Raw genomic sequence first — 20,625 nt, 5'->3', positions numbered from 1 at the left:
GCACGACAATCTGACGCAGACGCATTCCACAATCCCTGCGCGAAGCAGCCACGAAGCAGGCAGCAGATAGCCCTCATCATCCGCACCCGCGTCAGCCGCGCCCGTTGCTTCGGCTCATCCGCAGTGGTGCGCAGCTTTGAGGAGTACGTTGGACATGTCGCGCCATCACCGTCACCATCACGACAGTCACCACGGTCACCATCATCACAACGACCACCACCACCATCATCATCACAATCATCACTGCCAGCCGGCGCCTGCGCCAATGCCTCCGACGCCGCCCACGCCGACACCGCCCACGCCGCCGACGCCCGCGCTCGGCTTTGCCGATCTCGGCGTCGTCTTCAACGACGCGACGCGCTTTCTCGAAGGCGGACTGTGGCGCAACGTGGTCGAGGAAGGCGGCCAGGGGCTTGGCAGCGTCTACAACTACACTGGCGATCTCACCGTGATTCAGGATGGTCTGAAGGCGATGGTTGCCGCCGGCCAGTTCACCGGGCAGACGCTCACCAACATCAACAAGATCCTCGCCGACATCACGGTCGCGCAGGATGCCGCGATGGCTTCGGTGACCGGCGGCGGCGCGTTCGGCAGCATCGCCGCCGCGGAGACCGCGCTGCGCAACGCGCATCTCGACATCCTCAACGTCGTCAACAACGATCCGAACCTTGCGGGCAAGGCGACCAATGCCGACGGCGCCACCGGCTTCCTGCAGGCGCCGGCGCTGCTGCCCGAAGGCGTGACGGCCGCAACCGCCGCCAAGGGCACGCTGGCCGAGCTCGGCCTGATCTTCAACGATGCCGCCAACCGGCTGATCGGCGGCGTGAACGAAAGCAACGTCGATGTCATCCAGGACGATGTCGACGCGCTGATCGCCGGCCTCAATGCGCTGGTCGCCGCCAATCCGCTGCAGTTCGGCGGCCTGACCGGCGTGCACGCGCTCGCCATCATCGACCAGCTCGCGCTCGTCAACACCCACATCAACGGTGCGGCCGGCAATGTCGACATCGGCCGCGCGCTGAACGACGACTTCCTCGACATCATCGACATCGTCGCCGGCGACACCAATCTCGCCAACATGGCGCAGCAGAACGGCCTGACCGGCTGGAGCGGCTTCGGCGACTTCCTCAACCCGACGCCGGCCTATCAGGACAACCAGGCACAGACCGATTTCTGGGCCATGTTCATCGCCCAGTCGAACGCGCTCGGCAAGGCGGCGATATCAGCCGTCAATTCCGGCGACGCCGCCGCGATGGCCAAGGTCACCGCCGACCTGATAACCTTCAAGAAGGACGTCACCGATTTCGACGCGGCGCAGGGCGGCATCTTCCAGGCCCGCTTCGACAACGAGCTGCTCGGCGACCAGAGCACGCTCGGCGCCGAGATCGCCAAGATCCTCGAGGGCTTCCAGGCCGGCAACAAGGCGCTGGTCGCCGCGGCCGCCGACCAGATGCACCAGAACGCAGCCGATGTCGGCGGCAACAACATCCCGGTCAATGGCGGCGCCTACAATGTCGACGGCACCACGATCGGCCAGGTGCTGGCGACCACCGGCGGCGGCAACAGTGCCGACGCCGCCGCGCTGCTGGCCGCGGTCACCAGCGCGCCGGCCTCGAACGTGATCATGCTTCCCAGCGCCGCGCCAGCAGCACACGCCGGCGCCGCTCCGGCAACCCTGGTCATGGACGGTCCGATGATGGAGGGGCCGATGATGGAGATGTCACAGCATCAGCATCATCACATGTGGGCGTGATCACTTGTCGCTCGGGCGCCTGCACCAGCAGGCGCCTGACGAGCGCGAGCGCGGTTTCCGTGGCCGGATCGGCCGAGATCACGGAGACCGCGAGCACGATGAGATCGACCGGCTGGTGCGACAGCACGATCACATGCGTCGCATGCCGCGCATCCATCAGCGCCACCATGCGCTCGACGGCGGGGTCGGTGACCGCCCGCCGCCACGGCGCATCGGCCCGGCGCAGCACACGGCTTGACGCGAGAAAGTCGCGCAGCAGCGGCGGATCATAGGCGGTCAGCTCATCCTCGCGACAGCGGCGTGCGCTTTCGAAGACCGGCTGGCGCGTGAGCTCGGCGATCAGACCGTCGCGCGTCGCCGCGATCGAGGCCCCGATCGAGTCGAGCACGCCCGGCTCGCGGGCTTGCAGCATCGCGCGCAAGGCATCGCCGATCAGCCCGATCGTGAGCACGCCGGCCACCGCGACCGCGCAGAAACGCATCAATTGCGCCGCATCGACGTCCGGCGACAGCGCGGCCGCGGCGGCGCCGAGCAGGGCGGCGCCGAGGATTCGCAACAATGTCAGCAGCCCGCCCTGACGCTGCGTCTCCGCGCTGGCGCCGGCGATCAGGATCGCGGTCACCGCCAGCAGCGCGCCCAATGCGCCGAGCCGCACCGGCATGCTCGGCGCCAGCACGCGGAAATCGGTGATGATGAAGGGAATGACCATGACGGCGCCGAACGCGACGCGATCGATGACGCGGTTCTCCCAGGCCAGCAGGCTCGCGCGGTCGCGGCGAAGCAGCAGCCAGGCGCAGGTCGCAAAGCCTGCGAGCTGAAAGGCTGACAGCACGACCGTGTGGTGGCTTTCGAACTCGGCCGGACCGAGCGCGCCGGCGAGCGCGAGCACCACGCCGCCGGCCAGCGCGATCGCCTTGAGCGCGCGATGCGCGTGTCGCCGCAGCAGACCTTCCGTCACCACTAGCGCGCCGAGCGGGATCAGCGCCGCCGGAATCAGCGAGATGCGGTCGAGAAAAGCATTGTCCGTCCACCAGGCGATGCCACGCAACAGGAACAGCGAGGCGACGGTCCCGAGCAGAACGACGAGCCGCGCCGTCAGCGGTCCCCTCGGGTCGCGCCGGTGCAGCATGGCGGCGGCCACCGCGAGGCCGATTGCGCCGCAGAGGTTGACGACGGAGTCCGCAACGATGCCGGCCGTCATGGCGCGGGTTCGCCGGGCTGCAGGCGCGGACGGAGCGTGCCGAACGTCCTGGTGTCGTCGAGCCAATGCACCAGCGGCAGGATCATCCGCTGCAGCGCCAGCACGGCCGAGGTCGCCAGCAGCGCCGGCAGCGAGCCGGAGGGGATCTCGCGCAGCAGATAGCGCCGGGCGGCGGCGAGATCGATTCGGCCGAGCTGCAGCAGATCGTCGCCCCTGGTGTAGTCCAGCTCGCGCGCGCAGAAGCCGTTGTAGATGGCGTCGCGATGCTTGGGCGCATCGTCATACGTCTTCTTCAGCGCATCGGAGCCGCCGGTATAGGCGTTGGTGATGACGAAGCGCGCCTCGTCGAACCCGGCCTCGCCGCCGACACCGAACACCGCGCGATGCGCCCGCATGATGCCGCGCGCGAGCTGAAGATGCGCAAAGCTCTGTCGGGCCTGCGGCAGCGGCGACGGATAGACGTCGGAGAAGGTCTCGCAGACCATGCCGGCCACCGCCGGCACCTGCGTGACGTTGGAGATCCATTTCGGCCGCAGCCCGTCGCGGACGAACAGCAGCAGCGTCGTGAGGCCGTAGAGCACGCCGGACAGCCCTTTGCCGCGCGCTTCCGGATCGACCATGACCAATCCGAGATGGATCACCTGCTGGCTGTCGCCATCGCGCTCGACCTGCATCACCGCGAGCGCATTGAAGGCGATCGGCCGGCCGCCCGCCTCCTCCGACACCACCGTGATGATGGCGCGCGCGAGCGGGTCGCGCTCGCCTGAGAAGATGCCATAGGTGAGCTCGCCGGCGGGCAGCGTCTTGCCGGCGACGGTGCGGAGATCGGCGACGAGCGCCGCCAGCGCCGCATCGTCCAGGGTCGTGCCCGGGCTCTCGACGATGCGCGTGCGAAACTCCGCATGGGTGCGCAGCGACAGGTCCATCGCCTCCTGCCCCAGCGCCGTCAGCCAGAAGCCGACATTGTCGCGGATACGCCTGGCCGTTGCGACGACGTTCATTGTCCTCATCCACCTGCCCGATCAGAAACGTCTCGCCGAAGCCGTGCCTAAAGTTCACGACATACGCTCCGCGCCGTTAATTCATGATCATGACGCAGGACAGAGCGTCAGTGACGGTAAACGCAGGTTGAACGACCGCAAGCGGTGGACGCCATCGCATCCACCGCTTCCCGGCACGCGCGGAGTGTCCCCCTCACCGGATTGCATCTTCGATGCAATCCGGCCTCTACCCGCGAGTGGGGAGAGGCGAGGAAACCGCTGCTCACGCCGCCTTCGACACCTCCATCAGCAGGCGCTCGGCGCGGGCGTCCTCGATGCGGTTGACGAGCTTGCCGCTCTCGTGGCGGTCACGCAGGGTCTTGGTCAGGGTGACGCAAGTCTGCACCAGCATGACGATGCCCATCGTCAGATAGCCCTTCATCCAGAGATCGATCGGCATGAAGAACACGCCGAGGGCGACGAGGAAAGCGGAGGCGGCGAACGAGGCGTAGGAGAAGGTGATGAAGGCGCTGCTGTGGGGCTGGGTGTTCTGGTTCATGGTCGGCTCCTATGATGACAATCAGGTTGGCTGATGCGTTTCGATCGGTGGTGACGAAATTCAGTTGGCCGGTGCAGTGCGGCCGGCTTTCAGCCGCGCCAGCACGTCGTCGGTGGTGGTCTTGATGCGCGGGCCAAAGCCCTGCTCGGCGAGCTTCTCGGCGGTGGTGATCGGCCCCGTCGCGGCATCGAGCTCCATCAGCGCCTCGTCGGCGGCCTGCGCTTCCATCTGCCGCTCGCGCAGCCGCTTCAGGGTCGCCTCGGCCTCTGGCAGCGTGCATTCGTAGGGACGCGCCGCCTCGATGCCGCCGCGGCGCAGATTGCGCACGGCCTCGGAGGCGCGCGCAATCCGCCGGCCGCGATCGAGCTCGGCAATGCGCGCCTCGGCGTTGGCGACATGCTTCTTCAGCCTGGTGATCTCGGTCGCGAACAGCGCCCGCGCCGTCCTGGCAGCGTCACGCTCGGCCTCGAGGCCAGCGATCGCCTGCGCCGCCTCGCGGGCCAGATCCTCGCGACCGCCGTCGAGCGCTGCGGTGGCGCGCACCTCGAGATCGGTGATCCGCGCCAAGGTCGCCTCGAGCCGCTTGCCCTCCTGCTGGTCCTGCGCGATGGCCAGCGCCAGCGCGCGCTTGCTGCGATCGACGGCGGCAGCGGCGTCACGCAGCTGCTGATCCAGGATCACCAGTGCGGTACGGTCCTGCAGCTCCTCCTCCGCGACGGCCACGGTGCCCCGAAACAGCGTCAGAACAGTCTTGAACATTGTGAACTCCCTGTTATGAGCATTGCTCATACAGTTTCTTCTAGCGCAATCATGAGCGACGCTCAAGGCGTATTTTGAGCATCGCTCAATATTTTGGTTAACAATGTCCAAGACACTGGAAAGACGTGCAAAACAGCGCGAAGCCCTGATCGAGGCCGCCGAGCGGATGATCCGGACGAGGGGTCTCGCCGGTCTGAAGACGCGCGATCTTGCCCAGGAGATCGGCGTCGCCAATGGCGCGGTCTACAATCTCGTCGCCGATGTCGACGAGCTCGTGCTGATGGTTGGATCACGCACCCTGGCGCGGCTCGACGCGGAATTGTCGGCGGCCGAAAGCGCCGGGCCGCCGGGCCCCGAGGCTGCGCTGGTGCGCATCGCGATCGCCTATTGCGATTTCGCCGCCCACAATCTCGAGCTCTGGCGCGCGCTGTTCGAGCATCGCATGGCGCCTGAGAAGCCGCTGCCCGACTGGGCCATCGCCGACCAGATGCACCTGTTCCGTCACATCCACCAGCCGCTGGCGGCGTTGTTTCCGCAGCGCTCGTTCGACGACATCAGCGTCACCGCGCGCAGCCTGTTCTCGGCGGTCCACGGCATGGTCGCGCTCGGGCTGGAGCAGAAGCTGATCGCCGTTCCGCTCGCCGCCCTGCGCCAGCAGATCGCGACCATGGTGCAGGCGATGGTGACGGGACTGGTGGCGGAGGAGACGACCGGCCGGTGACGCGCAGCTTGGCGTCGTGCGCAGCGTCATCGGACGCCTGACGCCAACGATCAAACACGACTGCTTCACGGCATTTCTCTCCTGCCTGCTGCGATAGCTAGTTGCTGCCCCGGCGGCGCGGCTCCCGCCTTGTTCAGCCGGAATTGACGGCGAGAACAAACAACCGCCCCATTGCTTCGCAGTATCATGCCGACGTTCGGACTTGTTCCAGACAACATGTCTGGAACTGCCGATCCACCAACGCTCGATGACGAGTGTTAGTTCGTGTGACATGCGCAGATCTCGGCGCATGTCCACGCTCATCCGGCCGGCAGAGCCTGCAGCGTATGGCCGCCGCGCGATCAGGAAAAAGCGCCAACGAGTCCAGGACGCGCGAGCCAAGGGGGAAATCGTGAGACATTTGCGTGCGCCCAACGACGACCACGATCCGCCATTCTCGTCCGGTTACGACGATGGCCGGCGTACGTTGTATGAACAATCGTGGCGCGACGAGCACGACCGGCCCTCGCCTGCGGAATTTGCGTCCCGTTTCGGCGTGCAGGAGGTTTCCCCGCCGCCACGGGAGCGACGATTCCTCGGCGCGTTGAGCATACTGGGGCTCGTGGCTGTCGCCGCAGGCGTGGCCGGCTTTGCAGCGACGAAGCTTCCGACGCGGTGGACCGCTGCGCTCTCCGCCAACGGCCGTGCGGAGGTTGCAACCACGGCAACGGTTCCGTCATCGCCGGCCCGAGCCGCGCAGACCGTTGCACCGGTCCAAGATGCTCTCCCAACTGGAGCGATTGCGAGCGCCGTCCCCGTCGTCGCGCCGGATCAGAGCCTGCCGCTGAGGGAGGAGGACCGCGTGCCGAAGTTCGATACGCGGATGGCCAATGCCGCGTCGGCGCAGCCGACCAGCGCGCGGCCCCCGGTCCAGGGCGTGACGGATACCGAAATCAGCTTCGGAATGGCGGCGCCGTTCTCGGGTCCGGCCAGGGAGATGGGCCATCAGCTCAAGCTCGGCATCGACCTCGCCTTCGCGCAGGCCAACGAGGAAGGCGGCGTGCATGGCCGGCAGCTCAAGCTCTACACGGCCGATGATGCCTATGAGCCGACGCGGACGCTGAACGCGATGAAGGAGCTCTACGAGCAGCACAAGGTGTTCGGCTTCGTCGAGAACTACGGCAGTCCGACGGCCCTGATCTCGGTGCCGTACGCGCTCGAGCATCATGCGCTCTATTTCGGCGCCTTCACCGGCGCTCCTTCGCTCCGCCACGATCCGCCGGACCGCTACGTCTTCAACTACCGTGCCGGCTACGCCGAGGAAGCCCATGCGCTCGTGAACTATCTCGTCAAGAGCCGCAAGCTGCGTCCGCAGGAGATCGGAGTTCTCACCCAGCAGGATGCCTACGGCGACGCGGGGTGGGAGGGTGTCAGCAAGGCGATGCACGGGCTGCGCGGCGGCGTGGGCGACGCCTTCCGCATGAGCTACAACCGCAATACCGTCAATGTCGACGAGGCCATCGCGCAACTGCGCCGGCAGAAGCATGCGATCAAGGCGGTGGTGCTGGTCGCCACCTTTCGCGCCGCGGCCAAGTTCATCGAGAAGACCCGCGACCTGTATCCGGACATGATCTACGCGACGATTTCGGGTGTCGGCAGCACCGGCCTCGCCAGTGAGCTGATGGTGCTCGGCCCGCGCTATGCGGACGGCGTCATCTGCACCCAGGTCACGCCGGCGGTCGACGGCTACGCGTCCGTCACCCTGAACTACAAGAAGGCGCTCGACAGATATTTCCCGGGAGAGCCGGCGGACTACTCGTCCCTGGAAGCCTATCTCACCGCCAACATCCTGATCGAAGGACTGCGTCGCGCCGGTCCCGCTGTCGACACCGAGTCGCTGGTCGATGTCCTCGAATCGATGCAGAATTACGAGCTGGGCGTTGGATCAAGGGTGAGCTTCGGCCCGTCCGACCACCAGGCGCTGCACAAGGTCTGGGGCACGCAGCTCGACAAGACCGGCCAGTATCACGCAATAGATCTCGAATAGGCTGAATGGCTCTGGGCTCGCCGCTCCGTGCAGCGTGCGTGAGCGGGTTGCTTTCATCGGCGGTTTCGGCCATATCGATCGCATGATCAAGACCGAGACCATGCCCGTGAACACGTGGTGGCGCTCCATCTAGGAGCGGCACGGCCTCGTCATTCATTCGCCCGTCGCCGCCGTTCATCGGCCTGCGACGCGGTTCTTGTCATCAACAGCATCGAAGAGCTCGATCGAGCGGCGGTTCTCACTTCTGGAGAACCACGATGCCTCTCTCAATGCCAGAACGTCCCGTCATCCTGACCGGCGACAGGACCACCGGCCCCCTGCACCTCGGCCACTATGTCGGCTCGCTGCAGAACCGCGTCGCGCTGCAATCGACGCATCGGCAATTCCTGCTGCTGGCCGATGCCCAGGCGCTGACGGACAACGCCCACGATCCGGGCAAGGTGAGCCGGAACATCCTGGAGATCGCGACCGACTATCTCGCCGTCGGCATCGACCCGGAGATGACGACCATCTGCCTGCAATCGCACCTGCCGGCGCTGGCCGATCTCACGCTGCTCTACATGAACTTCGTCACGGTGGCGCGGCTCGAGCGCAACCCGACCATCAAGGACGAGATCCAGGCACGCGGCTTCGGCCGCGATATACCGGCCGGCTTCCTGTGCTATCCCGTCGCGCAGGCCGCGGACATCACCGCCTTCAGGGCGACCATCGTGCCGGTCGGCGAGGACCAGGCGCCGCTGATCGAGCAGACCAACGAGATCGTCCGCCGCATCAACCGCCAAGCGGGCACGGAGGTGCTCCCCGAGGCACGCGCGCTGATCCCGAGCGTCGGACGCCTGCCTGGCGTGGACGGCAAGGCCAAGATGAGCAAATCACAGGGCAACACGATTCCACTCTCCGCCACCGCGGACCAGATTCGCGATGCCGTCCGCCGCATGTTCACCGATCCCGGCCACGTCAGGGCCGCCGATCCGGGGCGTGTCGAAGGCAATGTCGTTTTTACCTATCTCGACGCGTTCGACGACGATCACGCGGCGGTCGCGGACCTGAAGGCGCGCTACGTTCGCGGCGGCCTCGGAGACAGCGTCGTGAAGCAGCGACTTGATGACGTGCTGCAGGCCGTGGTCGCGCCGATCCGCGACCGGCGGGCAGCGTTTGCGCGTGATCCCGACCATGTTCTCGAGATCGTCAGGCACGGCACCGAACTGGCGCGCACCGTCACCGATGCGACCTTGCGCGACGTACGCGAGGCGCTGGGTCTGTTTGCGCTGCATTAGCGGTGCGATGCTAATGTCTGATAACATGAATTAACTAATTCCCGCTCCGCTGCGTCACTGGAACACGAAACGGCTGCGCATGTCCCGTCGAAATAGGCGCTGCGCTGTCAAGCGGCCGCGAAAGGCGCTATGCTGCGTTCGCGCCTGCCCAACTGTTATGCCGAGATCCGGTTTCGAAGTATTCAGCACTCGCGTTTCACCCGGAGAACACATGGCGAAGCGACCCATCGTAAAGCCGCCGACGGCCGCAAAGCCGCAGCCCAAGAAGCAGGCTTTCGATCCGGCGGTGTTCCTGAAGACCGAAGGCCCAGGCCGGACGATCGGGAAATACCGAAAGGACCAGCAGATCTTTTCCCAGGGCGGCCTCGCCGATGTGCTGTTCTATATCATCACGGGCACGGTCAAGATCGTCGTCCATTCCGAGCAGGGCAAGGAGGCGGTCATCGCGCTGCTCGGTCAGGACGATTTTTTCGGCGAGGGGTGCCTGGCCGGCCAATCTCATCGGCTGTCGGCAGCGTCGGCCATCACGGACAGCGAAATCCTGCGGATCACCAAATCGGCCGCGATCAGCACCCTGCGTGAGCAGCCGGCGTTCTCCGAGGTGTTCGTTTCGCACATCCTCGCCCGCACGATCCGCGTCGAGGCCGATCTCATCGATCAGTTGTTCAATTCGAGCGAGAAGCGCCTTGCGCGGGCGCTACTGCTGCTGGCCAATTTCGGCAATGACGGCAAGCCGCAGCGGGTCATCGCGAAGGTCAGCCAGGAGATGCTGGCCGACATGATCGGCACCACCCGCTCGCGGGTCAGTCACTTCATGAACAAGTTCCGCAAGCTGGGCTTCATCGACTACAACGGCCATCTCGTGATCCACAACTCCCTGCTGAACGTGGTTCTGCACGATCAGCCGCATATCGCAGGCGTGAAGTCGGTTGAAGGCAAGGCTCCCCTCAAGAGCCTATGACCGTGCATCTCGAGTGACCGTGCATCTCGAGATCGAGCTGGCCCTGGCCCTGCTCGATCCGCGCCACCATCAAATCAATGCTGGCTGCGCACCGCCGTCGTGGGCGGCTGGAGAAATGCACCGAACCGCTGCTTGACGATGGCGTAGCATTCGCACGAGGCTTTCTCGAGTCCGGGCCGGTCGAGCACCTGAATGGTGCCGCGACGATAGCTGATCAGGCCGGCCGCCTGCATGGATTGCGCGGCAAGCGTCACCGACTTGCGATTGGCGCCGAGGATCTGCGACAGGAATTCATGCGTGTACGGAAGCACCGCCCCTTCGGCCCGGTCGTGCATCATCAGCAGCCATCGGCAGATGCGCTCGACGGGATCCATCTGTCACACGCCCCACGACTCGCTGTCGGTGGGCCACACCACCGAGCGGAAAGAATTGCCGCCGAATGGGCGGAGCTGGCCGACGCGCCAGCGGCCGGCCGCCTGGCTCGCATAGGGCGGTCTCCGGTGATGAGGGTGCCGCCCCGCCCACTGAAAGGCTGGCATGAGCACGCCTCTCGCCACGGCATCAGTGCCCGCTCTCCGTGGAAGGTCCTCTGGATGAGCGCGCGGGGGGCACAGCGAGCGTCAGGTGCTACTGCCCGCGCCGGGGAGCCATTCTCCTCGATTCGGCTCCCGACGAATTGCGCTGCGGCAAACTGGACCCATGTTCGCTTTTGCTCAGACTCCGACCGGGAACAGCAACACAATAGTCTCATAATATCAAATTGTAAGGAAGAGAGCAGCGGGGAATTTGTAGTCGGAGTGCGTCCTGTTTTGGAGAATTCGCGTGTTGAGACATCAGAGCCAAGATACCGCTTTTCCGATCTTTCTCGAGCGGGCAGGCGTCCGGAATGACATACGCAGCTACAGGCTCATCCAACAATCTGTGCTCGCCGAATTCAGTCGTGCTGCATTGCAGACCCGCGATATCAACAGCGTTCTTCAGCGCGCCACCGCGCTCTGCGCCAAGGGCCTCAATGCACCGTTCACGATGGCGATGGAATTCGTGGCGGATGGCAAGAGACTGCTGGTCCGCGCGGGTTACGGATGGCCGAGCCCGGTCGAGCAATCATCGTTCGTCGTGGACAGCGCCTCGTCTGCTGGCCGCGCCTTCCAGACAGGTCAAGCCATCATCACCAGTCGCGGCCCCCCTGATGGTCGCTTCGAGACACCGGGACTTCTTCCAGTAGACCGCGGCATCAAGACGTCGATCAGCGTCCGGATCGATCGCGGCGGACAAGGCGGCGGCTATTTCGGCGTGCTCCAGGTCGACAGTCCGGCCCCCCGCCGCTTCGACGAGGCAGACGTTGCCTTCCTCACTGCATTCGCCGACATCGTCGGGATTGCAATCGAGCGCCTGCATGAGGAGACGCGGCTCCGGGAAGCCTTGGACCATCAAGCCATGCTGACGCGCGAAATGGGCCACCGCGTCAAGAACAGCCTCGCATCCGTCGTGGCCATGCTCCGCGTCCAGTCGTTCGGGTCGCATTCGGCTGAAGCCAAGCGCGCCCTCGAAGACGCAGGATCGCGCGTGGCGGCCATTGCCCAGGTTCATGATCATCTCTCGCGGGCCTCGCAGATCGGCTTGATCGACGTCGACGTCTTCCTCAATGACTTCTGCAGCCGGCTGCAACGGGTCGCGGGAACGAATGTGCTGCGCTGCGACTCCGACCCGATACGGCTGTCGGCCGATCATGCCGTTCCTCTCGGCCTCCTGATCAACGAGCTGGTCAGCAACGCCGTGAAACATGCCTACCCGGGCCGCGACGGGACGATCGACATCTCCGCCCGTGACATCGACGGTCGGCTGCACCTCAGCGTGTCCGACCATGGTGTCGGTCTGCCGGCCGATTTCGACATCGATCAGCCGCGCGCGAGCCTGGGGTTCCGGATGATCAAGGGGATGGTCGAGCAGCTCCGCGGCCGCCTCTCCGTCAGCGCCAACCAGTCAACCGGCACGCGTGTCCTGGTCGAACTGCCGATGATCCCCCGCAACGAAGGGATTGCACCCGCGGCAGCACTCGTCACCGCAGAGCGACCGGTGCTGGAGAAGACCCGGTGATCCCTTGGGCGATCATCATTCGCCAGCACGGCCGATGACGTGATCCTCGATGCGCCGCCGACAAGGCCGGCCGCTTTCTCGAACGGCAGCTATTTGTCAATGCTCCTCGTCCACGTGCCGCTGGTGGCGACGAGCGCGCTACACGCTTCATGGTGAGACCACACCGCAAATCCGAACATGCGCGAGCCCGGCGGCATTTACCGGGCGGAAACCGTTGCTGGCGTTCAATGCGAGCATGGCACAGTTGCGCATGGAAGTTCGCGATTCGACCGGCACCATCCTGCCGGGCTATGGCGACGCATTCTTCGACCTCAGGCTCCCCGGCGATCACCGCCGCGTGGCGCGGACCCTGCTCCAGATCATTCGCGGCGACGATGTCCGCTCACCGGTGCACAGCGTCCACTTCTTCCGGGGCGCTTCCGAGATCGGCTGCTGGTCGGTCGACGACGAGCGCGCGGAGATGAGCTTCGTGGACCAGTTCGCGCACACGCCGCCCGCCGCGGCGTAACAGCTTCCCCGACGAGCTCAAGGCACGCGGCATCGGCCTCACGCGATCCGCGGGTGCGCGGTCTGGTGTCAGGTCCAGGCCGAGCGGATGATCGTGCCGTCATAGTCGGTGCCGAAAATCGCGAAGTCCGGCACATGGCCGAGGATCGCCGTCAGCGCCCGCGGGATCAGGTGCGTCTCGGGATCGCGCAGCTCACCGATCAGGCCTGACGCGTCGGCACCGCCGGCGTTGAAGTGCGGCGATGGCCGGTGGACAGATTGTCGTAGCAGACCGGCGCGTAGCCGGCCCCGGCGACAGCCTTGCAGCAATGAGCCCCGATGTAGCCGGCGCCGCCGGCAACCAGGATCGCTCCCTTGTGATCCATGCATGAAGGCCTTCTGATCAGCAAACGGCTGGATCGAGTCGCGGATGAGAAATGTGACCCAGCGGGGCGACCGCTGCAACCGGGCAGCGCGCGCCGGCCGGCGTCACCGACGACCGCTTGGCGGCAGGCCGCTCCGCGCTCTTAACGCTCTCGCACCCGGCCGGTCGTCCGATTGCGGTCAGGTGACGCCGAATAGCTGATGTCACGCGATGACAGCACGATATCTAGCCGTGAACAGACCTCGTACCGGGCCGCGCCGCTGATTCGGACGCGGTTCGTTCAAGCCACGTTCTGAACGTTAACGTGAGCGCGCACGACGTCGCATTCTGGGACATCATGCGCAGGCTGGCCGTGGCAGCGAGTCCAGCGCTGATGTCGTTGGCGCGATCACGGCGCTGCGAGGTCGGCGCGGCTCCAGGTGCAGGCCGTGCCTGTGCACCCGCCCGCCACGCCGGTCCGTTCGGCGCGCAGATGTCCATGCCCCCAGGTGCATGGCTCACAATCCAGAGTCCAGGTGGCACGCGGCGCAGAATGGGGTACGAGTCGTCGGACTGATCAGCGTCGGCCGATGCGGGAGACGTCCCTTGAGTGAAACACCGAGCAACGTCGACGCGGCGGCGCGCGCTGCAGCGACGCCACCGCCCTCGTCCGCCGCGGCGCCCGGGCTCTCGGCGCGTCTCGGCATTCCGCTGCTTGCGGTGATCGCAGCGCTCGCCTTCGTGGCGCTCGCGACCACGCGCTGGAACGCCTGGACCGGCAACGCAACGACCCAGTCGACCAACGACGCCTATGTGCGCGCCGACCTGACGCAGCTCTCGAGCCGCGTGGCCGGCGAGGTGACGAAGGTCGCGGTCAGCGATTTCCAGCAGGTCAAGGCCGGCGACCTGCTGGTCCAGATCGATCCGGCCGACTACGAGGCACAGGTGTCGCAGGCCGAGGCCAATGTCGAGGCGGCACAGGCGGCGCTCGACAACCTCAGCAATCAGGTCGAGCTGCAATACGCAACCATCGCGCAGGCCGAAGCGCAGCAGGTCTCGGCCGGCGCGGCCGAGGTGCAGGCCAGGCAGGAGGAAGAGCGCCAGCAGTCGCTGTCTCAGAGCGAAGCGGGTACCAAACAGCGGCTGGAACAAGCCACCGCCGCCTATGCCAAGGCGCAGGCCGACGTGCGCGCGAGCCGCGCGGTGATCGCCGCGCAGCGTCATCAGCTCGAGGTGCTCACCGGCACCAAGAAGCAGCGCGGCGCCGATCTCGCCGGCGCCAAGGCCGCGCTCGCCGCGGCGCGGCTCAAGCTCGGCTACACCAGGATCACCGCGCCATTCGACGGCGTCGTCGGACAGCGCCAGGTGCAGGTCGGCGACTACGTCAATATCGGCAGCAGCCTGATCGCGGTGGTGCCGCTGCCGCATGTTTTCGTCATCGCCAACTACAAGGAAACGCAGCTCACCCATGTCGCGCCCGGCCAGCCGGTCGAGATCACCGTGGATTCGTTCCCGGGCCAGAGGCTGCATGGCCGCGTCGAGCGGATCGCGCCGGCCTCCGGCTCGCAATTCGCGCTGCTGCCGCCCGACAATGCCACCGGCAACTTCACCAAGGTCGTGCAGCGCATTCCGGTCCGCATCGCCCTCGACGGCGACCAGCCGCTGCTCGCGCGGCTGCTGCCGGGGATGTCGGTCGTGACCCACATCCGCACCACCGGCCAGGCCGATGGCACCAAGTGAGACCGAGCGCGGACCGCTGTCGCGCGGCGGCCAGGCGGCGCATCCGCTGTTTGCCGTCGGCGCCGTCCTGCTCGGCTCGTTCCTGGCGAATTTCGACAGCCGGCTGACCTCGGTCGGCCTGCCCGATCTGCGCGGCGCGTTCTCGCTCGGTTTTGACGAGGGCGCCTGGCTGTCCACCGCGGCGATCGGCTCGCAGATCGTGATCGCGCCGGCCGTGGCGTGGCTCGCGACCGTGTTCGGTCTGCGCCGCGTGCTCGGCATTCCCAGCCTGATCTATGCGGTGCTGTCCCTGATCATTCCGTTCGTGCGCGACTATCCGACCTTGATCGCGCTCGCGATCCTGCACGGTATGCTGCTCGGCACCTTCGTGCCGGCCACCTTGATGATCATCTTCCGCAACCTGCCGATCCGCTGGTGGCTACCGGCCATCTCGATCTATGCGATCCGGGTCGGCTTCGCGCTGGATACCTCGACCTCGCTGGTCGGCTTCTATGTCGAGCATCTCGGCTGGCAGTGGCTGTACTGGCAGGGCGTCGTGCTGGCGCCGCTGATGGCGCTGATGGTCTATCTCGGCACCCCGGCCGAGCCCGTCAACCGCGCGCTGCTCGAGAACGCCGACTGGGGCGGGATGCTGTTGCTCGGCAGCGCCGTGTCGATGATCTACGCCGGGCTCGACCAGGGCAACCGGCTCGACTGGCTGCAATCGGGCACGGTGATGGCGCTGCTAGGCGGCGGCGCCGTGCTGTTCGTCCTGTTCCTCGTCAACGAGGCGCTCGCCCCGCAGCCATGGGCGCATTTCAACGTGCTGTTCTCGCGCAACATCGGCCTGTCGCTGGTCGTGATCCTGCTGTACACGCTGACCAGCCTGTCGAATGCGTCGCTGGTGCCGAACTTCTTGGCCACAATCACGCAATTGCGGCCCGAACAGAGCGGCTCGTTGCTCTTGATCTACGGGGCGCTGCCGATGATCGTGCTGGTGCCGCTGTCGATCACGCTGCTTCGCCATCTCGATCCCCGCATCGTCGTCGTGCTCGGTCTCAGCGCCTTCGCCGCGGCCAATCTGCTCGGCACCCAGATCACCCATGCCTGGGCGCGCGAGGATTTCATCGTCATCGTCGTGCTGCAGTCGATCGGACAGGCCCTGACCTTGCTTCCGATCATCATCCTCGCGCTGTCGAATTCCGATCCGGCGCGGGCGACGTCCTTTGCGGCCTATATCCAGGTGATGCGGCTCGGCGGCGCCGAAATCGGCGTCGCCCTGATGGGAACGTGGCTGCGGGTGCGCGAGCAGGTGCATTCGGCCTATCTCGGCCTCAATATCCAGAGCAGCGATCTCGACGTCGCGCGCGCGCTGCAACGGCTGACCGGCTATTTCGCCGCGCATGGCGGCGGCCAGGCCAAGGCCCGCGCCGTCGGGACCTTGGCCGCGCAGGTGCAGCGCGAGGCCAACGTGCTCGCTTATCTCGACGCGTTCTGGCTGTGCTTCTGGCTCGCGATCGCCTCGCTGGTGCTGGTTGCGCTGATCACCCGCGCGCCGTCGGGCCCGTTCTCGCCAGCACCGATCGGTCTGAGGGCGGCGTGGATGCGACGGTTCGGATCGTCGACGATTTGAGCGGGCCCGCCACCGCATGTGGGGTCGTAGCCTTCTCTCCAACAACGCCGGCGCGCCTCTGCGCCTTTAACCTTCTGGCGAAAGCCGAGCCGCGCGATCAGAATCGCTGGCGCTGCATGTTGCGCGTCATCTCCGAGAGATACGACATCTAGCCGTGAACAGATTTCAAACCGTGTTTCGCAAGCGATTCGGACGCGGTTCGTTCCAGCCGCGTTCCGAACCTTAACAGCGGCACGGTGAGCGTCGCATTCTGGGACATCATGCTCGCAATGATTGCGGCAACTCATCGAGCGGCCATTTCGGACGCTTGATCTTCTTGTAGGGCAACGTCGTCACGTCGCGCGCGACCACGCCGGGCGCATCGACCATGATGATGTCGGCCGCGATCGGCGCAAATGCCGCGCGGAAATGCTGGGCGGATTTCACCACGACGAGCTTGCGCGTGGCAGGATCGCAGCCGAGCTGCGTGAAGAAGTCGGTGCCGAACGCCTGGCAGCGGAACGTCGTGATCACGACCTCGACGCCATTGCTTCCGATCAACGCGCAATCGCCGAGCTTGGCGGGCGTGCCGGCAAGGCCCGTCATCACCATGTTCTCCTTCAGCGCCTTGATCTCCCAGGTCGCATCGACCGGATCACCCGACAGCGGACCGATCTTGCCGCCGATCCGCAGCGGCAGCTTGGCGCCAACGCCGGCATCGAAGGCGATGCGCACCGCGATCGGATCCCAGAGTGGACCGAGGCAGGCATTGCCGATGTTGCGGTCGAGCAGCCGGCGCAGGATGAACGTGGAATCGCCGGGCGCACCGCCGCCGGGATTGTCGCTGGCATCGCCGAGCACGATGGTGCCGTCTGTCGCCAAGGCCTGGTCAAGCGCGGCATCGACGGCGGGCATGCGCTCGGTCACCGCCTCGCGCATGCCGATCAGTTCGTCCGCAAGGCGGCGTGCCAGCGCCTTCGCCCTGACACCATCCGGATCGACGGCGGCATCGCTGTAGACCAGCACCTTGGTGCCCATGTCAGGCGTGTCGCCCCAGCCGAAGCCGTGCACGATCGAGACCGACACGATGCCGTCCTTGCCTTCGAGCGCGGTGATGCGGTCGACGAAGCTGCGCACCGGCTCGCGTGTGGTGTGCAGGGTGACGATCATGTCGGTGTCGACCAGGGCCTTCTGCAGCTTCAGCCGCTTCTCGGCGATCTCGGTGCAATACTTCACCAGATCCTGCGCGCGCTCGAGGATATCTGTGTGCGGATATTCCTTCCAGCAGATCAGCAGATCGGCGCTTCTGACCATCAGCTCGCTCATGTGAACGTGGGGGTCGAGCGTCGCGCCGATGACCACATCGGGCCCGACGATCTCGCGGATGCGCGCGAGCAGCTCACCCTCGCAATCATCATAGCCGTCGGCGATCATCGCGCCGTGAAGGCCGATCAACGCCATGTCGATCGGCAGTGCAGCCTTGAGATCGGCGAGGATCTGATCACGCAGGGTCTCGAACGCGGCGCGGGTGACCAGCCCGTTGGGCACGGCCGCGGCCACCAGCCCTTCGATCAGCGTCCACCCCTTGGACGGCCCGACCTGGCGCGCAGCCCATAGTGGCCCGCCATGCATCTGCATCTTGTCCGGGTGCTGGCCGGCCGGGAAGTAGGCGCGCTCATGGAAGGTCGCGAGCCCCGTGGGCATCGGCGCGAAGGTGTTGGTCTCGGTGGCAAGGGCGGCGGAGAAGACACGCATGGAGAGGAGGCTCTTGGTTCGCGCGAGGGACGAGGATGCGGCGCAGGGGACCGCATCGCGTCCATCAGCACAAGCCGGCAGGAAGGAAGAGCGCCCGTCGCCCAGCGCATGAGCGGCGTCAGACCGCCCTCTCAAACGCGACCGACTGATCCTCGATCGCCTTGATCGCGACCAGCGCGACCTGCGTCAGCGCCTCGCGGTCGGCGCCTGACGACGCCATCACGCTCATGCCGGTGATGACGGCCGAGACATAGCGGGCGAGCGCCGCAGGGTCGGCGGTGGCAGCCAGATCGCCTTCGCCCTTTGCGCGATCGAAACGCTGCCGGAGCTGCGCCTCGGTCTGCGCACGGCGGGCCGCGAGCTCGAACGGCACATTGGCCGAGCCGGAGCCGCAGGCGAGACCGCCCTGCACCAGCAGGCAGCCGGGCGGATTGGACGGATCGGTCTGTTTCTCGGCGACGCCCATCAGCATCCGCGCGGTGACCTCGCGCGCGGTCGGCGCGCTCAAGACCTCGTCCATCCAGGCCTCCCGTCGCGCCGTGTAGCGGTCGAGCGCGGCCCTGAGCAGGGCCTCCTTGCTGCCGAACGCGGCATAGAGGCTGGGCGGGTTGATGCCCATGGCGTCGGTGAGCTGGGCGATGGTGGCGCCCTCATAGCCATGGCGCCAAAACACCTCCATCGCCTGGTCCAGCGCGGTGTCGCGATCGAAAGTCCGGGGCCGTCCGATGCCCATGTGCAAAACTCCTGTTCCGTCTCCGCCCCGTCCGATTTCTTATCTAGTTGTTATTGAACGCGATTTCTTTGATCTGGCGCAGTCGCCGAAAGTCGGGCTACTATTTTCGTAGCATCCGTTACATAAGTCTCTTGCGAACCGGTTGCCAGCGCCACATTTGTAGCGAGCACTACAAAACTGGAGCGCGCCAATGCCTTCGCCCGAAATTCGTTCCTCCGGCCGCCTGAAGCGGTGGCTGAGCACCGTCGCCGCCGCTGGCCTGCTGATTGCCGCCGGATCCTATGCCGGCTCCCATTATTTCAACTTCAGTTCCGCGCCGAATGCAGCCCGCGCTGCGGCCCCCGAACAGGCCGTCGCCGTTACGGTTGCCGTGGTCGAGCCGCGAAAGGCGAGCCTGTGGGACGAATTCTCCGGCCGGCTTGAAGCCGTCGAGCGGGTCGAGATCCGGCCGCGGGTGGCCGGTGCCATTCTCGGCACCAATTTCACCGAGGGCTCGCTGGTCAAAGCTGGCGACGTCCTCTTCAAGATCGACCCGGCGCCCTACGCAGCCGAGGTCGACCGGGCGCAGGCGCAGCTGGAAGCGGCGCGCGCCCGCGCCGCCTTCGCTGCCAACGAACTGGAGCGCGGCGCGCAGCTGGTCGGCAATTCGATCGTGACCAAGCGCGATTACGACCAGCGCGACAACGGCAATCGCGAGGCGATCGCCAACGTCAAGGCCGCCGAGGCGACCTTGCAGACGGCCAAACTCAACCTCGACTACACACAGGTGCGGGCGCCAGTCGACGGCCGGGTTGGCCGGATCGAGGTCACCGTCGGCAACCTCGTCGCCGCCGGCTCGGCCTCGCCGGTGCTGACTTCGCTGGTGTCCGTCAATCCGATCTATGCGAGCTTCGACGCCACCGAAGAGCTGGTGTTGCGCGCATTGTCGGCGATCGCCGACGGCTCGGGCAAGCGCGGCAATCTCGACCGCATCCCCGTCGAGATGACGACCTCGGGCGGCATCACGGCATCCGGCCACATCCAGTTGATCGACAATCAAGTCAACGGGCAGAGCGGCACGATCCGGGTCCGCGCCGTGTTCAAGAACGAGGACGGCCGGCTGATCCCCGGCCAGTTCGCGCGCGTGCGCATGGGCCAGCCGCAGCAGCAATCGCTGGTGCTGCTCGACGAGCGCGCCATCGGCACCGACCAGGACAAGAAATTCGTGATGGTGGTCGGCGACGACGAGCGCGCTGTCTATCGCCCGGTCAGCCTCGGCGGCAGCGTCGATGGCCTGCGCATCATCTCCGCCGGTCTCAAGCCCGGCGAGCGCGTCGTCGTCAACGGCCTGCAGCGGGTGCGGCCGGGTGCGCTGCTGAAGACGCAGGTGGCCGCGATGGGCGCACGCGATGGGGCGGCGTCAGACAACAAGCAACTGGCGCAGCGCTGATCGTCATTGAGGCCCGGCTGTCCGCGACCACCACAACTGTCGTCCCCGCGAAAGCGGGAACCTATAACCACCGGCCCTGCTTGTCGACCAAGGAAGATGACCCGCAGTCTTTTTCACCAATTAGCTGTCCGCGGTATGGGTCCCGGCGTTCGCCGGGACGACACCGGATGTGAGGCGGCAGCGAGCCAAACAG

18 protein-coding genes and 1 pseudogene are annotated in these 20,625 nt (G+C 66.1%); 10 read left to right on the top strand and 9 right to left on the bottom strand.

Going from position 1 to position 20,625, the window contains the following annotated elements; all coding sequences use genetic code 11:
• Nucleotides 1-91: 91 nt before the first annotated feature.
• Entirely contained in the window at nt 92-241 is a 150-nt protein-coding gene (locus QX051_RS24810) for a hypothetical protein (RefSeq protein WP_315777926.1), read from the bottom strand.
• Nucleotides 242-265: 24 nt separating this feature from the next.
• On the opposite strand from QX051_RS24810, the gene QX051_RS24805 reads away from it, so the two are divergent.
• Nucleotides 266-1,753 carry a hypothetical protein gene (locus QX051_RS24805; RefSeq protein ID WP_315777925.1) on the top strand — a complete coding sequence of 496 codons (1,488 nt, stop codon included), beginning with the start codon at nt 266-268 and terminating at the stop codon, nt 1,751-1,753.
• Here QX051_RS24805 and QX051_RS24800 read toward each other — a convergent pair.
• The 4 genes from QX051_RS24800 to QX051_RS24785 form a co-directional block, all read right to left on the bottom strand.
• The gene (locus QX051_RS24800; RefSeq protein ID WP_315777923.1) at nt 1,680-2,954 is read right to left on the bottom strand and encodes a hypothetical protein; all 1,275 of its coding nucleotides are present in this window, start codon (nt 2,952-2,954) and stop codon (nt 1,680-1,682) included. The genes QX051_RS24805 and QX051_RS24800 overlap by 74 nt on opposite strands.
• A complete protein-coding gene (locus tag QX051_RS24795; RefSeq protein ID WP_315777922.1) occupies nt 2,951-3,955 on the bottom strand; it encodes a hypothetical protein in 1,005 nt (334 codons plus the stop codon). The genes QX051_RS24800 and QX051_RS24795 overlap by 4 nt, the downstream gene beginning before the upstream one ends.
• A gap of 262 nt (nt 3,956-4,217) precedes the next feature.
• Complete coding sequence (locus QX051_RS24790) at nt 4,218-4,493, bottom strand: YiaA/YiaB family inner membrane protein (protein ID WP_315716622.1); 276 nt, start codon at nt 4,491-4,493, stop codon at nt 4,218-4,220.
• Between the two features lie 60 nt (nt 4,494-4,553).
• A complete protein-coding gene (locus tag QX051_RS24785; RefSeq protein WP_315777921.1) occupies nt 4,554-5,252 on the bottom strand; it encodes a PspA/IM30 family protein in 699 nt (232 codons plus the stop codon).
• 103 nt (nt 5,253-5,355) lie between these two features.
• On the opposite strand from QX051_RS24785, the gene QX051_RS24780 reads away from it, so the two are divergent.
• The 4 genes from QX051_RS24780 to QX051_RS24765 all read left to right on the top strand — a co-directional run bounded on the left by QX051_RS24780 (nt 5,356) and on the right by QX051_RS24765 (nt 10,237).
• Entirely contained in the window at nt 5,356-5,973 is a 618-nt protein-coding gene (locus QX051_RS24780; protein ID WP_315754587.1) for a TetR/AcrR family transcriptional regulator, read from the top strand.
• Between the two features lie 841 nt (nt 5,974-6,814).
• Nucleotides 6,815-7,999, top strand: a complete 1,185-nt coding sequence (locus QX051_RS24775) for an ABC transporter substrate-binding protein (protein WP_315777920.1) — start codon at nt 6,815-6,817, stop codon at nt 7,997-7,999.
• 257 nt (nt 8,000-8,256) lie between these two features.
• Entirely contained in the window at nt 8,257-9,276 is a 1,020-nt protein-coding gene (gene trpS / locus QX051_RS24770; protein WP_315777919.1) for a tryptophan--tRNA ligase, read from the top strand.
• 211 nt (nt 9,277-9,487) lie between these two features.
• Nucleotides 9,488-10,237 (top strand): Crp/Fnr family transcriptional regulator, encoded by a 750-nt coding sequence (locus QX051_RS24765; protein WP_315736510.1) that lies wholly within the window; start codon nt 9,488-9,490, stop codon nt 10,235-10,237.
• Between the two features lie 74 nt (nt 10,238-10,311).
• On the opposite strand, the gene QX051_RS24760 is transcribed toward QX051_RS24765, so the two are convergent.
• Nucleotides 10,312-10,611 (bottom strand): Crp/Fnr family transcriptional regulator, encoded by a 300-nt coding sequence (locus tag QX051_RS24760; RefSeq protein WP_409998138.1) that lies wholly within the window; start codon nt 10,609-10,611, stop codon nt 10,312-10,314.
• Nucleotides 10,612-11,059: 448 nt separating this feature from the next.
• Between QX051_RS24760 and QX051_RS24755 the strand changes: the two genes are divergently transcribed.
• On the top strand, nt 11,060-12,334 hold the full coding sequence (locus QX051_RS24755) for a sensor histidine kinase (RefSeq protein WP_315777918.1): 1,275 nt from the start codon (nt 11,060-11,062) through the stop codon (nt 12,332-12,334).
• A 214-nt stretch (nt 12,335-12,548) separates the two neighbouring features.
• On the top strand, nt 12,549-12,842 hold the full coding sequence (locus QX051_RS24750) for a hypothetical protein (RefSeq protein WP_315736507.1): 294 nt from the start codon (nt 12,549-12,551) through the stop codon (nt 12,840-12,842).
• An 83-nt stretch (nt 12,843-12,925) separates the two neighbouring features.
• Here the strand turns inward: QX051_RS24750 and QX051_RS24745 are convergent.
• Nucleotides 12,926-13,206: pseudogene (locus QX051_RS24745) on the bottom strand (NAD-dependent epimerase/dehydratase family protein); the annotation flags it as partial.
• 584 nt (nt 13,207-13,790) lie between these two features.
• Here QX051_RS24745 and QX051_RS24740 point away from each other — a divergent pair.
• On the top strand, nt 13,791-14,924 hold the full coding sequence (locus QX051_RS24740) for an HlyD family secretion protein (protein ID WP_315777917.1): 1,134 nt from the start codon (nt 13,791-13,793) through the stop codon (nt 14,922-14,924).
• The gene (locus QX051_RS24735; RefSeq protein WP_315777915.1) at nt 14,911-16,536 is read left to right on the top strand and encodes an MFS transporter; all 1,626 of its coding nucleotides are present in this window, start codon (nt 14,911-14,913) and stop codon (nt 16,534-16,536) included. Before QX051_RS24740 ends, QX051_RS24735 begins: the two co-directional genes overlap by 14 nt.
• Before the next feature lie 258 nt (nt 16,537-16,794).
• On the opposite strand, the gene QX051_RS24730 is transcribed toward QX051_RS24735, so the two are convergent.
• Both QX051_RS24730 and QX051_RS24725 read right to left on the bottom strand, forming a co-directional pair.
• Nucleotides 16,795-18,270 (bottom strand): M81 family metallopeptidase, encoded by a 1,476-nt coding sequence (locus QX051_RS24730; protein ID WP_315777914.1) that lies wholly within the window; start codon nt 18,268-18,270, stop codon nt 16,795-16,797.
• A 118-nt stretch (nt 18,271-18,388) separates the two neighbouring features.
• On the bottom strand, nt 18,389-19,003 hold the full coding sequence (locus QX051_RS24725; RefSeq protein WP_315736503.1) for a TetR/AcrR family transcriptional regulator: 615 nt from the start codon (nt 19,001-19,003) through the stop codon (nt 18,389-18,391).
• Nucleotides 19,004-19,193: 190 nt separating this feature from the next.
• Here QX051_RS24725 and QX051_RS24720 point away from each other — a divergent pair, with 190 nt between their 5' ends.
• Nucleotides 19,194-20,432 (top strand): efflux RND transporter periplasmic adaptor subunit, encoded by a 1,239-nt coding sequence (locus tag QX051_RS24720; RefSeq protein ID WP_315777913.1) that lies wholly within the window; start codon nt 19,194-19,196, stop codon nt 20,430-20,432.
• The last annotated feature ends 193 nt before the right edge of the window (nt 20,433-20,625 follow it).

The organism is Bradyrhizobium sp. SZCCHNR1053, assembly GCF_032381235.1.
Taxonomy (GTDB): Bacteria; Pseudomonadota; Alphaproteobacteria; order Rhizobiales; family Xanthobacteraceae; genus Bradyrhizobium.
The sequence above is the reverse complement of the archived record's forward strand: the minus strand, read 5'-3'. Positions and strand labels throughout refer to the sequence as shown.